Below are 12415 nucleotides of genomic sequence, written 5' to 3'. Positions count from 1 at the left end.
CTATCATATTTATAAGATGATTATTGTTTAGCCTTTTTAGCACCGGGTGCTTTTCTGGCTTGTTTTATGTTTTCTTCGTCTTCTTTGTATAACGTAGGATTGGCGATACAGGATTCTATATAGGCGTTTGCTTCCTCTAACCTGTAACAAAATTGGCGAGGGCCTAAGTATATTTTCTCAAGTATTTTTTCTTTATTGAGAGCGTCGAGCCTAGTTCTACCTAGTCCTGTTATCTGCTTAAATAAATCGGATGATATAATTTTTCCCATGGCGCCAAGCTCAGTAATGCCGATGCTGCGTAATTCATTTAAATTCATAATTTCCCCTAAGGTGGGGCGAGCCCCACCACAAGTTTATTATTGGTATTCGTCTTTCATGTCGTTAAGCGTCAGGCTGAATGAATCGAACAGTTCATCACCAAGCTTGCGTTTGTTGGCAGTAAGGAATTGAACAACCTTTTCGAATGCTGCTTTAGCTTCTGGTGAGCCACCAGCAGGCAGGCTGTTAATTTGTGCTTCAAGGTTGTTATTTGCATCGATGCGGTGATAGGCCTGAACCGCTTTATTTTTCAACTCAGTGAAAAGTGCGGTACCAAGTGATGATTTAAGCTCATCAATTTGTAATCGAATTTCTTTTACTTCATCTAGTGTTGAAGCATCAGTAATTGATTGGCGCAGTAATTCAGGGTTAAAACCATCATCAACAATTTCACCTGTAATTACATCGCTGTCGCCGCTGGTGGCTTCGTGATGCTGCTCAGGCTCATTTTGCTGAGTGATTTCATTAAGACTTACACGCTCTTTTGGTGGCGTAACATCTTTGATTGGTGCATCTGGTAGCTCATCGTGGGTATAAACGCCTAGAATCACTTCAGGGCAATAGAGACGAGCCCAATATTTAACAGCTAGATAAGCAAGTTGTTGTTTGGGGTTTGTTGACCATAAAGGTGAATTGCGAGTAACCACACTGGATAGATAAATGCGTTCTCCCCATGTAATTTCGCTATCACCACGTAAAATAGCGCCTACACGTATCCATAATCCGTGCTCGTCGGCATCGGTCCAATCACGAACACGAAACGAATAATCTTTACCGTTTCGATTTTTGGTAAGCTCTTTGCTCTTGGTGAGTTTTTCCCAGCCACCTTCGCTATATTCATAATGAAAACGACCATGAATAGCGGTTGAAGTAGAAACTAGGGAGTTAATTAATTGAGCTTCATAACCAAGGACGCCATTAACGGTATATGTTTTTTGTGCAACAACAAAAGGGTTCATATCCCATTGTATTGCCTGCATGACAATAGCTAAGCAGTCAGATGATTTACCCCTTAAATGGTCTGGTACGGTAACTGTTCCCTCAGCCATTAACTTAGAAAACTCAACTAAGCTTTGTAGTTTGTCAGGGCTAAACATGACTAAATTATTACTTTGATTGATAGTTGCCACTTCTGACATGATGATTACCTCTAAATTGATAAGCGCCACGCAGTAAGCAGGGCGCTAAAATTGATTAAGCTTCTTCTAATTGAAGTTCTTCTAACTTGCGTGTTTCAAAGTCAGTAAGATTAATGGTGAGTGTTTCGGTAACTGGGGCCGGCCATATGCCAGTATTCATTGAGTTATTGATATCACGCAGCGTCTTTTTGTACTCCAAGCGGCCTAGCTCTAATAACTCTGGTGAGGCTTCAACAATGGCAACCCAGTGGTAATTTTCGTCTTTGTTAACGAATATCCAGAAGAACTGGTCTAGCATTGCGATATCGCAGTACATTGCGGCGCTGACGTGATAGTCACGATTAATGATTTCCTTACGGATCGTTGCGGTGATAGCATCCTGCTTGTATCGGCCTAATGAAGCTGATTTAAGGTCGAAACCAACTCTTAAATTTTCGTCATATTGGATCTCTAAGTCAGGACGTACGCGAACTTCTAAGCCTGTATCATCGTCGATACCGTAATAGCTCACTTCAACTGCGCGGTTAGGGTGAGTGACTAATTGACCTGCTACAGGGTGGTCAAATACAGCTTGCTGCATCGCTTTACCTAAACGGTACTGATCACCCGTAATGCGAATGCGTGATTCATCGGCTTGCCATGCACTGATTAAATCATCCTCAAACACTGCATCAGGCTTAACGGCTTTAACGGAAGCAGCTAACTCTTCTTTCTTGCCTGTTAATTTAAGTTGCTCGGCCTTTGGTTTGTCAGCGTTATATTCACGGATAAAGGTCTTAATTGAGTCCGTATTAGTAAACGCACCAGAGGGAATAGTAGGCGCTAAGCTAAATTCATCTTCAACCTTTTCAGGCTCTAAAACCAAGGTATGGAACAAGCTACCAAAGTCTAAAGCTTCTGAACGCTCACGCTGAATAACCTTGCTGATGTGGCGGCGTTCGTAGTACATCAAGCTGATACGTCCATCTTTTAGCATCGTGCTACTAATGCCGTTTGATGAATGATAATCATCATTTGAAATATCGGTATAACGCCCTGGTTCAAAGTAAGGCGGTTCATTTACGGGGCATTCTTTAATAATTTCTGGTTCTGCATTACCGAATTGTTTATCTTCACTGGCGTGAGTAATCACATCAGGCTTAGCTGTTTCGGTAATTTCTTCTTTGTCAGGTGAAACCAAAGACTGAAAGTATTTTTTACGGTCAACATTAGAGCGGAATTTATCAGGGTTATTAATGATATGAATGTAAGCATTGATGATGTCGTTATTGTGTAAAAACATCAGCTTTGGCGTTGCTGTGGTGGTAATGCTTAATTCAAAAGCCACTTTTTCGAACTGCTCAAACTCTTCGCTGGTGGCTGTTTTGTTTAAGTGATTAGTTAGCTTATCAATATTTTCAGGCGTGTTAATGTCATTAGCCATTAAGATTGCGCTAACAATATTGCTTAACTTGCGCTGTTCAAATTGCTCTTGTTCTTGATTGCTCATTAGATAATTCCTTGTCGGTTTGAATTGCTATCCAAGTGACGAAAGCCCACTCGATACCATCTTTAAAGTTTATGAACTCTTGTCTTTTTCCACGTACGATAAATACATGAAAACCATTTTCGATAAAAAACATCATTTCAATCACCTTTGATAAACAAATTGTTTATGTTTGTGGCGTGAAAAAAATCCAGCTAAAACAGCTAGATTGATTAATATTGTCACTGTCCAAATCTTGCATTCCGAATCTACGGGTTAGCTAAGACATTCTGCGGCTCACAGAATTTAGGAGTGTGATAGCCATTCTGTATTGTTAAAGAGCGTTAACCTTGTGGGTTAATATGAGATAAAGAATAAACCATAAAAGACAGTTGTCAACTGTTAAAAACAAATAAATAACCAATATGTTTATCTTTTCTGTAAATAAAAAAGCCAGCTCGAGACTGGCTATAAATGTAACGCTTTGTTTTATTTTTCGTTTTTGCTAATTATGAACTCAATAAAGTCTTGTATCTTTTCTTTTTCGTTATTGGGCAATGCCGCAAATTTTTTATGATCGTAATGAAGAACATCTGAATCATCTTTAGACATTAGTAGTTCGTATGGTTTACGGCCTAAGGCTTCCGCAATAGCAGCAACGCTATCAACAGTAGCACTGGACTCATTTTTAATAATTCGGTTTACAGTTGCTTGACCCAAGCCTGATTTAACTGATAACTGAGCCTGTGATTTAAAACCATCAATTAGCATGAATGTTGTGATGTTATCACCAAGTATGCGCCCAATGTCGGTAGGCTGGCGTGCTAATTCATCCGCAATCTGTTCAGCAGGCACATTCAAGTGATCCTTATCCATGTAATACTTAGGTAGTTTGGTAAGGTGCTCAATCTTTCTGGCAATAGGATCGCTAAGCGAACGATGGCTTTTCATGTCAGAGGACATTAAATAACGAGAAATAACATTAGGAGCACAACCAAGCGCTGCCGCTAGGCTCTTCTGTTTCCCTTCGTAATGCTTTTCTATCACAAAGACAAGGTTGTCTCTTCTGATATCCTGAATGCTTTTCACTGTATTTTTCCCTTGCGTTTATTTTGTTCGATATTGTTTATTCTGTTTATCTATTAAATATCAAATTAACCCTTTAGGTAAATTACCGATTTGGTTATCATGATTTAAAATTGTGAGTCGGTTTATCTTTATGGTGGTTGATATGAAAGATTTTAACTTCAAAATATTCTGGAATGGTCTGTCTAAGCGTGAGCGCCAGCAATTTGCAGATAGCGCAAATTTGACCGTTCAGTATGTTTCTATCCATCTGCGCTATTGCAGTCGTAGCGTATCATTACAGACTGCAAAGAGATTGCAGAAGGCTCTTAATACATTCGGAATAGAGCTAACGTTAGACCAAATAGCAGACAAATTTATGAAGTAAATAACACTAGGCCGCGAAAGCGGTCTTTTTATGATTAGTTAGATAAACAATAACGTTTAAATGGTTGATTATTTTTTCTGTAGCGTATAATCTTACTGCACACATAACTGTAATAGGGGTTTTCAATGAAAGTTATTAGTAGAAAAGAAGCAGCAACTAATGGGTTATCTCGCTTTTATACGGGTAAAGCCTGTGTTCATGGGCATATTGCAGAGCGTTTTGTAAGTAATGGTGTTTGTGTTGAATGTGCTGCAAAGCACGCTGCAAATTACCGTGAAAGTGTTAATAGCATTCTCAAGCAGGCAAGAGAAATGGGGGTACAGGCATGAAAGCACGTATTAATGAAAACGCCACAATTATTATTGAGCCTGAAACAGATGAAGAAATAGCGCTATTAAAGCTATGGCATCAACTTAACTATTCAGAAAACACAACTTACTGTGAGCTAATCAATACTAGCTGCCTTGCATCAATTGAAATAGACGGAATTAGTGATAACGCTACGGCGTAGAGGTGGCCTATGTCTACATATAAATGGCTTAGGCTCTGGCATGACATGCCTAACGATCCTAAATGGAGAACAATTTCAAGGGCTTCAAAGCAGCCAATTGCATTAGTTCAAGCTGTTTACATACATCTTCTTGTTGATGCGTCACAGAATGTCACGAAATGTCACGATGGGTCACAACGCGGTCACGTGACAGTCACGATTGAAGATTTAGCAAGTGCGCTGGATGTTGAAAATGAACAGATTGAAGCTGTTTTAAATGCCATGCAGGGACGTGTTTTAGATGGCTCAAAAATTACTGGTTGGGAGAGCCGTCAGCCAAAAAAGGAAGACTTAGGAAACGCAGAAACAGGAGCAAAATCAGCAGCTCAGCGAAAAAGAGAGCAACGCGAAAGAGAAAGAATTCAAAGAGAGGAAGAACAAAATAAAAATGCATGTCACGAAGATGTCACGAAATGTCACGATGGGTCACAACAAGATAAAGATAAGATAAGAGATATAAAACCTCTCTCTAATACGCGCGAGGATAATTTTCAATCTGATCCGAATGCCAATAATTCTATCTTGAACGGTCGTGTTCCAGCTGGTGGTTTTGGTGTGAATGATAAATTTGTGATGTATCACGGCTGGGAGCCTGATCAGGATTTTACGCAAAAGGCCGCGTACTGGGGAACGATACTCAAAGAGCCGTTACAGCCTCATGAGCTAGCCGAGTTTATAACCTACTGGGGGGCAGAGGGAAAAGCCAAAACACACGAGCAATGGGAACTAGCCCTTGCTAAATGCTTGAAACATAGTCGATTGAAAAACGAAAAGGTGGTGAAAAATGGGGCAGGTCAGAGAACTAAGATCGATAGCCAATTCGCAGGAAAGCCAAAAGCGATGCAGGAATTCTTACAACACGTCCTCGATAAATACGGGCAAGACGCTGTTGACGCTTTGGTTGAAGATGATCGAAATCTACGGCGACAAATGGAAAAACAAGAATGGCACGGAACCGTCATTGATGTGGAAGCAAGCGCTAAGCGCATTGAGTGACCAGCAACTGGACGGACTGTTTAAATTCTGTATCGACCGCTGCATGAATGGCAATCCATGGCCACCGGAACTATCAGACGTGATTGTCGCGTTATCTGGTGAAGCCGCTAAGCAAAATCCGTTTGGGCTTGATCCTGACGAACAGCTTAGAGATTTTTTAACCTACTGTGCTGAGCGTAGTTACTACGAAAGTGCTGAGATGTACCCATTCAAACACCCGGTTCAGTACTGGATGTTTACAGACCTCAGAGCGAAGATGATTGACCTAAGGCTAACTGAGGTTGAGTGTGAGAAGCGACTAGACAAAATGCTTTCCCAATGGACTGAGAGAGTTAGAAAGGGCGAAAAGGTACCAGAGCCAACACTGACACTTACCGATAAATCAAAACCTCGTCCTGCTTGGATGGATTTAATTGAAAAAGGTAAACAACGGAGACAATAAGATTCAAAGGTTATCAAAATCGCAAGCAGGATTAACATACAGGCGCTTTTGATATGCAGGATGATAAATCCCATAGGTTGAATGTGAAAATCAAATGTAGAGCGTTACAGAGCGTTTTAAAGGGTGGTAAGAAAATCAATTCTTACTGATTTTTTATGGTTGAAAAGATAAACAAATTGTTTATATTAACCGTGTGGGTTAATCGAATTCGAGGTGATGGTTATGTTATTTCAGGATAGAGTGATTAAAGTCCTTAAATCAGGCAAGAGCATGTCGATTAAAGGTCTACAAGCACACTTTGAAAGCAATGGTGTTAAGGCTTCGTACAACACCGTTAAGTTCGCATTAGGGCAACTTGAATACTTTGATGTTATTTCGTTGGTAATCGTTGAAGAAGACGGAGCAAGAGCGTTTGGCTACAAGCTGAATGACAACTACGAAGCGGGATTAACAAGACAAGCAAACAGCGGTCAACGCCACAAGGTAAGGGCTAGTAAGCCAAAGAAAGCTAAATCACCAGTCGCGATACCTGAATATGGCCCATGGTGCCAAACAGGTGAACCAGCGCGATTACAAATTATGTTCAATGAATTACTAGCAAAACCGAGAGCTAAGCGCATTAAGCGAGGCTTAGCTGTATGAAAACCCTTGAATATCCAATTGTACCCGTACCTAAGCCACGCATGACGCAGCGTGACAAATGGCAGAAGCGACCAGCGGTAATGCGTTATAGGGCGTTCTGTGACGAAGTGAGGGCTAGGGGTATTAACCTGCCTGAGAGCGATTACCATGTGATTTTTATCATGCCTATGCCTAAGTCATGGAGCAAGAAAAAACAGGCTGAAATGGACGGTAAGCCCCACCAGCAAAAGCCAGATAAGGACAATTTAGAGAAAGCCTTACTGGACGCCATCTTTGACGATGATTCCCGTATCTGGGATGGGCGAGTTTCCAAAGTATGGGGAACTACTGGAATGATAACGGTAAGGTTACCAGAAAAATCGACAATTCATGAACTTATTACCAATGGGTAAATAAGTGATTGAAATTACTAAATTAGAAATGAATAAGGTAATTAATTATGAAACTGAAAGTTAATCGTGGAACGTTGCTTGCTGTCATGGAATGTATGGCTGTTCGTGATGTGCGTTATTACATCAATGGCATTTGTTTTCTACCCGATGGGAAGGTAGCAGGAACTAACGGGCATATGCTTGCTTATGGTCATCATGACAATGAAATTACAGACCAAGTGATTTTGTCTGTTGGGAAGTTGCCAACTAAAACATTTGAATACGCTGTTTTCGATACAGAGGAAGAGATTGTAAAACTTCACTCAGAGTCTGGTTTTGTTGTTGGTGTTGGACTGTGTAGTGTTATCGATGGTCGCTACCCAAATATTAATCCTCTTATCGAATCTACCGCAAAAGCAGATGAAAAATTACCGCCCGTTCTGCTCATAAACTCTGGTTATTTATCCAAATTAGAAAAGGTAGCCAAGTTTGTTAATCCACGTATGCCAGCGTATGAAATCAGAGTGAAGTCAGCCACTGATGCTGTGGTGTGTGAAGTTAAGAACCCACACGATGAGCGCGTTACTGTGATGATCATGCCGATGAGATTGTAATCATGGCAACTATCTCAATAAAGCACCCCAAAATTGATGATTTCCATAATGGCATTAAGCCAATGCCTAAGCTTTTCCGTGTGGTAAGCGTAGAGCTTGATGTTTTGCGTATCGGCTTTGGCAGTGACTATAGCGTCATATTTGATTGTGATACCACCGTAGTTAGATTGGTAAGGTGAGTGAAGCATCGTGACGGATGGTGCTGGCAACTGGTTAGAGAGCATAAAGACCAAGAGGAATGGGATTATTGCTTTGAGTCTGACCGTGAGTGTCTGAACAATCTGAACTGGGAATTAGGGCTGTTTTACTAAACAAACAATCGTGACATGTCACGCGAGGTAAATATGAATTACGATTCAATACAGATTATCAAGCACAAGAAACTCAGTAGAGGTTATAGCTTCGAGGTTAGGGGTGATTGGCGTAGTAATGGTTGGCAATGTGGTGGTGCGATATGGGTTGCACAGCCTGTTGATGGTGGAATTGTGATTAGTGATGCTTTGATGCAGACACCGATAAAAGTAGTTAATTCTATGAGTGAGTTTTTAACATTTGTAGAACTGGAAACTAGGCGAATTCCTGAGTTAATAGGGTGGCAGTTATGATTAAACGTTACTTGGTATTTGCTGCTTTCTGGTGCGTGTTCGCCGTAGCTGTGGGGGTGTTATTCAATGGCTAAAAATAAAATTACAGAAATAAAACCGTGCCCGTTCTGTGGTAGTCAGGTTGATATCGGTATTCATACTAACTCAATATTTGGTAGTTATTTTGTGTTTTGTAATAACTGTGATTCAACTGGGCCAATTCAAACCACAGAGAGCTCGGCGGTATCGGCATGGAACAAAAGGGCTTCACATGGCTAAATCACCAGCAGAGCGCAAAGCAGATCAACGTAAACGCCAGCGTGAAGCTGGCTTGGTTACTCCGCAGTGGCAGGTTGAAGCCGAAGAGCACGAAATGATTAAGCGTAATTGTGCGTTGCGTAGACCGGGGCGCGAACCGTACGACGAATCGGAATACATTCAAATGCTCATACGTAACGATGACGCAAGGCTTAAGCGTGATATTGAGGAGCTATCAAAGCGGTGTTGTGGTAAGTGTGGTGAGCGGCTACCAGTGGCTAATTGCTGCTTATCTGGTGCCGCTGAGTGCTGGAATACTAAAGGGTGGCATGAGACTAAATTGGAGGTAGAATAAGTTAAATTTAACTTTACATTAGGATTATATAGAAATGGGCGAGTGGATAGAAAATATGGATTGGGCGCTATTTGTCGCCGTTTTGTCATTATTGTTTACTGGTTTGGTGAGTCTTATAACAATCAGATATACACGTAAATCTTTAAGACAAAATGAGAAATCAAATAAGTTGTCTGAAGAGTCTTTAATTGAAGCTAGAAAAAATTATAGAGAACAAAGAGAAAGGTTAGAGGAGGAGGTTAGGAATACTAAAGAGAGAAATATTGTAGGGATGAACATTATAAATGGAATATTCATTGATGAGGTCGAGGTATTTATAAGAAAATACTTGCAGATTATCAACAATGATGCTGATGGTGCAATAGTTAGCTTTAATTACGAAAAAAGAAATGAACAATATTTTTTTGAGTTTAAAGATAAAGACAATAAAGTAGTTGATGCAACTAATTTTTGGTTCATTAAAGCTGATATTTTTTATAGTTATATATTCGAAGCAGCAAGAATAGATGGGAAGTGCCTACATGATTTAAGGTCTATATATAATATATATATTGAGATTGAAAGGCTCTTTCATGTATTTGTTTACTTGCTAGAGGAAGAGCGTTTTAGAAAGTATTCTGAGATAAAAAGCCTTAAGTTTAATTTTGGTATAGAACAGATGCTTAATGACTTACTTAAAATAAAGGACTCCCTTAACCTAAAGGAATTAAGTGAATATAATAAGGTTTGAATGTTATCTTTTAGTTGGTCATAATAACCGTAGAGGTGATGATTATGACCGCAAAGAAACCACGTAAGCCACCAGCCAGAAAACCTACACCGCTTAACGCTCAAATGGAGCGCTTCTGTCAGGAATATATTAAAGCTCCTGATAATCAAACTAATGCAGCGCTAGCAGCAGGCTATGCCGAAGTTAGCGCCTGTAAGCGTGCATCACAACTTATGAAAGACCCGCGCGTCATTGACCGTATCGCACAGCTCATGCAACAGCGTAATAAGCGCAAGAAGCTAGATGCTGATAGCGTATTAGAGCGATTAGTTAATATGCTTGATGCGGATATTGCCGACATACTCACTAATACTGGCGATATTAAGCCAATTAAAGATTGGCCTGCAGTATGGCGCAAAAGTATTAATGCATTCGAAATAGCCGTCATTGATGAGCGTGTAACAGTCAAGAAAGTGAAGCTGTTAGATAAGTTGCGTGTGCTTGAAATGGTCGGTAAGCACGTTGACGTTAACGCATTCCGTGAGCGCTATCAGGTCGATGTAACTATTTCCCTTGCTGATAAGTTGGCAGCAGCCCGTAAGCGTGCCGCTGGTGGTGAGCAATGATTGATACCCTATCACCAGAAGAACAGCTAATTAACGATATCGGCATGTTTACGCATGACCCGTTAAGCTATGCGCTCTACGCATTTCCTTGGGGTGAAGCTGGCACCGAACTTGAAAATGCTAATGGGCCTCGCCAATGGCAAGCTGATACATTGAATGATATAGGGGCGCATCTACGCAATCCTGAGACACGATTTCAGCCACTATTGATATCTGTAGCATCAGGTCACGGTATTGGGAAGAGTGCTTGTATATCAATGCTTATTAAGTGGGGCATGGATACCTGCGAAGATTGTAAAGTGGTTGTCACTGCCAATACAGAAAACCAGCTACGCACTAAAACATGGCCAGAAATTGCCAAGTGGCAGCGCCTATCTATCACCAAGGACTGGTTTACATGCACCAAAACAGCTATCTACTCCAATGACCCTAATCATGCTAATGCTTGGCGTGCTGATGCTGTGCCATGGTCGGAGAACAATACGGAAGCATTCGCAGGGCTACACAACCAAGGCAAGCGCATCATTCTGATTTTCGATGAAGCCTCTAACATTGCGGATCTAGTATGGGAAGTAGCTGAAGGGGCTTTGACGGATGAGAATACAGAAATCATTTGGATAGCATTTGGTAACCCGACACGTAACACAGGGCGTTTCCGTGAGTGTTTCCGTAAGTTTAAGCACCGTTGGAAAACTAAGCAGATTGATAGCCGCACGGTTGAAGGTACCAACAAAGAGCAGATTGATAAATGGATTCAAGACTACGGTGTTGATGATGACTTTGTTAAGGTGCGTGTTCGCGGTATTTTCCCATCTACATCTGAAAAGCAATTTATACCTACTGGCCTAACTGATGCAGCCATGAAGCGCACAGTAACACAAGCAGAGGTATCACACGCACCAATTATCATAGGCGTTGACCCTGCATATTCAGGTGATGATGATGCCGTTATTTATTTGCGTCAAGGGTTACACAGCAAATGCCTATGGACAGGTAGTAAAACTATTGATGATGTGATTATGGCAAAGCGCATTGCTGACTATGAGGATCAGTACGGTGCTGATGCTGTTCATATCGACTTTGGTTACGGTACTGGAATTCAATCTGTTGGTATGAATTGGGGACGAAATTGGCAGCTTGTATCATTCAATGGTGCATCAACAGATCCGCAAATGCAGAACAAGCGCGGTGAAATGTACAACAATGTTAAGTCATGGCTCAAGATAGGTGGGGCTATTGACGATCAGGAGGTGGCTGATGATTTATCAACACCAGAGTACAAAGTACAGCTTAGCGGTAAAATTTTGCTTGAAAAGAAAGAGGATATAAAAAAACGTATTGGACGCTCACCAAATAAAGGCGATGCGCTAGCGTTAACATTTGCTTACCCAGTCACCAAAAAAGAACGCCACAACATTTCTACATCTAGTCAGGGCAGTAACGTTGTTAGTGATGCTGATTACGATCCTTATGCCTAACTAACAGGCAAAAAAAAGCCCTCACAGCGAGGGCAAAAAGCTAATCAAAGGAAAGTCACTGGACTAACGAGCGTATTGCAAAGGAACATCCGACTAACGACCGATAACCAAAATGTATATCTTGGTTTTATATTTGTCAAATAAGATATACAATAAATCATAAAGTATATTATTGTTTATTTTATTGAGGTGTTATATGTGCGGAAATATCCTAGGTGGCACTCCCAAGATTAAAACCCCTCCACCAGTTCAGGCAGCACCACAAGAACAGGACGAGGCTGTAGTCGGTTCGCGTGATGAAGAACTACGCCGCCGCCGCGCTGCCGCTGGTCGTAAGTCAACATTACTAACAGGTGCGCAAGGTACAACCAATGCAGCATCAACCAGCGGTAAAACGCTACTTGGTCAGTAACCT

22 protein-coding genes are annotated in these 12415 nt (G+C 41.0%); 17 read left to right on the top strand and 5 right to left on the bottom strand.

Going from position 1 to position 12415, the window contains the following annotated elements; translation table 11 throughout:
- Positions 1 to 20: 20 nt before the first annotated feature.
- The 5 genes from PSF42_RS12505 to PSF42_RS12485 all read right to left on the bottom strand — a co-directional run bounded on the left by PSF42_RS12505 (position 21) and on the right by PSF42_RS12485 (position 4011).
- Positions 21 to 317, bottom strand: coding sequence for a hypothetical protein (locus PSF42_RS12505; protein ID WP_171830521.1), 297 nt, complete (start codon positions 315 to 317; stop codon positions 21 to 23).
- Positions 318 to 356: 39 nt separating this feature from the next.
- Positions 357 to 1457, bottom strand: coding sequence for a RecT family recombinase (locus PSF42_RS12500; RefSeq protein ID WP_272680112.1), 1101 nt, complete (start codon positions 1455 to 1457; stop codon positions 357 to 359).
- A gap of 55 nt (positions 1458 to 1512) precedes the next feature.
- Positions 1513 to 2946 carry a PD-(D/E)XK nuclease-like domain-containing protein gene (locus PSF42_RS12495; protein ID WP_272680111.1) on the bottom strand — a complete coding sequence of 478 codons (1434 nt, stop codon included), beginning with the start codon at positions 2944 to 2946 and terminating at the stop codon, positions 1513 to 1515.
- Entirely contained in the window at positions 2918 to 3082 is a 165-nt protein-coding gene (locus PSF42_RS12490) for a hypothetical protein (protein ID WP_172767124.1), read from the bottom strand. Before PSF42_RS12490 ends, PSF42_RS12495 begins: the two co-directional genes overlap by 29 nt.
- A 329-nt stretch (positions 3083 to 3411) precedes the next feature.
- Positions 3412 to 4011 carry a helix-turn-helix domain-containing protein gene (locus PSF42_RS12485; RefSeq protein ID WP_272680109.1) on the bottom strand — a complete coding sequence of 200 codons (600 nt, stop codon included), beginning with the start codon at positions 4009 to 4011 and terminating at the stop codon, positions 3412 to 3414.
- Positions 4012 to 4123: 112 nt separating this feature from the next.
- Between PSF42_RS12485 and PSF42_RS12480 the strand changes: the two genes are divergently transcribed.
- From PSF42_RS12480 to PSF42_RS12400, 17 genes are all read left to right on the top strand, one after another.
- Complete coding sequence (locus PSF42_RS12480) at positions 4124 to 4375, top strand: hypothetical protein (protein ID WP_241254169.1); 252 nt, start codon at positions 4124 to 4126, stop codon at positions 4373 to 4375.
- A 125-nt stretch (positions 4376 to 4500) separates the two neighbouring features.
- Positions 4501 to 4704 carry a hypothetical protein gene (locus PSF42_RS12475; RefSeq protein ID WP_006658847.1) on the top strand — a complete coding sequence of 68 codons (204 nt, stop codon included), beginning with the start codon at positions 4501 to 4503 and terminating at the stop codon, positions 4702 to 4704.
- A complete protein-coding gene (locus PSF42_RS12470; RefSeq protein ID WP_181487996.1) occupies positions 4701 to 4886 on the top strand; it encodes a hypothetical protein in 186 nt (61 codons plus the stop codon). Before PSF42_RS12475 ends, PSF42_RS12470 begins: the two co-directional genes overlap by 4 nt.
- Before the next feature lie 9 nt (positions 4887 to 4895).
- Positions 4896 to 5921: a DnaT-like ssDNA-binding domain-containing protein gene (locus PSF42_RS12465; protein WP_272680108.1), complete on the top strand. Its 1026-nt coding sequence runs from the start codon at positions 4896 to 4898 to the stop codon at positions 5919 to 5921.
- On the top strand, positions 5890 to 6363 hold the full coding sequence (locus PSF42_RS12460; protein ID WP_272680122.1) for a replication protein P: 474 nt from the start codon (positions 5890 to 5892) through the stop codon (positions 6361 to 6363). The genes PSF42_RS12465 and PSF42_RS12460 overlap by 32 nt, the downstream gene beginning before the upstream one ends.
- A gap of 222 nt (positions 6364 to 6585) precedes the next feature.
- Positions 6586 to 7005, top strand: coding sequence for a hypothetical protein (locus PSF42_RS12455; RefSeq protein ID WP_272680107.1), 420 nt, complete (start codon positions 6586 to 6588; stop codon positions 7003 to 7005).
- Positions 7002 to 7397, top strand: coding sequence for a RusA family crossover junction endodeoxyribonuclease (locus tag PSF42_RS12450; RefSeq protein ID WP_272680106.1), 396 nt, complete (start codon positions 7002 to 7004; stop codon positions 7395 to 7397). The genes PSF42_RS12455 and PSF42_RS12450 overlap by 4 nt, the downstream gene beginning before the upstream one ends.
- A gap of 47 nt (positions 7398 to 7444) precedes the next feature.
- On the top strand, positions 7445 to 7990 hold the full coding sequence (locus PSF42_RS12445; RefSeq protein WP_272680105.1) for a hypothetical protein: 546 nt from the start codon (positions 7445 to 7447) through the stop codon (positions 7988 to 7990).
- A 2-nt stretch (positions 7991 to 7992) separates the two neighbouring features.
- Complete coding sequence (locus tag PSF42_RS12440; RefSeq protein WP_272680104.1) at positions 7993 to 8169, top strand: hypothetical protein; 177 nt, start codon at positions 7993 to 7995, stop codon at positions 8167 to 8169.
- Positions 8170 to 8301, top strand: a complete 132-nt coding sequence (locus tag PSF42_RS12435) for a hypothetical protein (protein WP_272680103.1) — start codon at positions 8170 to 8172, stop codon at positions 8299 to 8301.
- 33 nt (positions 8302 to 8334) lie between these two features.
- Positions 8335 to 8595 (top strand): hypothetical protein, encoded by a 261-nt coding sequence (locus tag PSF42_RS12430; RefSeq protein WP_272680102.1) that lies wholly within the window; start codon positions 8335 to 8337, stop codon positions 8593 to 8595.
- A gap of 66 nt (positions 8596 to 8661) precedes the next feature.
- On the top strand, positions 8662 to 8853 hold the full coding sequence (locus PSF42_RS12425; protein ID WP_272680101.1) for a Lar family restriction alleviation protein: 192 nt from the start codon (positions 8662 to 8664) through the stop codon (positions 8851 to 8853).
- Complete coding sequence (locus tag PSF42_RS12420; protein WP_272680100.1) at positions 8846 to 9187, top strand: hypothetical protein; 342 nt, start codon at positions 8846 to 8848, stop codon at positions 9185 to 9187. The genes PSF42_RS12425 and PSF42_RS12420 overlap by 8 nt, the downstream gene beginning before the upstream one ends.
- Positions 9188 to 9221: 34 nt before the next feature.
- Positions 9222 to 9917 (top strand): hypothetical protein, encoded by a 696-nt coding sequence (locus PSF42_RS12415; RefSeq protein ID WP_272680099.1) that lies wholly within the window; start codon positions 9222 to 9224, stop codon positions 9915 to 9917.
- Positions 9918 to 9961: 44 nt separating this feature from the next.
- The gene (locus PSF42_RS12410; protein WP_442959226.1) at positions 9962 to 10522 is read left to right on the top strand and encodes a terminase small subunit; all 561 of its coding nucleotides are present in this window, start codon (positions 9962 to 9964) and stop codon (positions 10520 to 10522) included.
- On the top strand, positions 10519 to 12000 hold the full coding sequence (locus PSF42_RS12405) for a terminase (RefSeq protein ID WP_272680097.1): 1482 nt from the start codon (positions 10519 to 10521) through the stop codon (positions 11998 to 12000). Before PSF42_RS12410 ends, PSF42_RS12405 begins: the two co-directional genes overlap by 4 nt.
- A 196-nt stretch (positions 12001 to 12196) precedes the next feature.
- Positions 12197 to 12412, top strand: a complete 216-nt coding sequence (locus tag PSF42_RS12400) for a hypothetical protein (protein WP_004253720.1) — start codon at positions 12197 to 12199, stop codon at positions 12410 to 12412.
- Positions 12413 to 12415: the final 3 nt, after the last annotated feature.

Origin of the sequence: Providencia sp. PROV032 (genome assembly GCF_028484875.1) — a bacterium.
Lineage (GTDB): Bacteria > Pseudomonadota > Gammaproteobacteria > Enterobacterales > Enterobacteriaceae > Providencia > Providencia rettgeri_E.
Note: the sequence above shows the minus strand (reverse complement) of the source record. Positions and strands in the feature narration are given on the sequence as shown.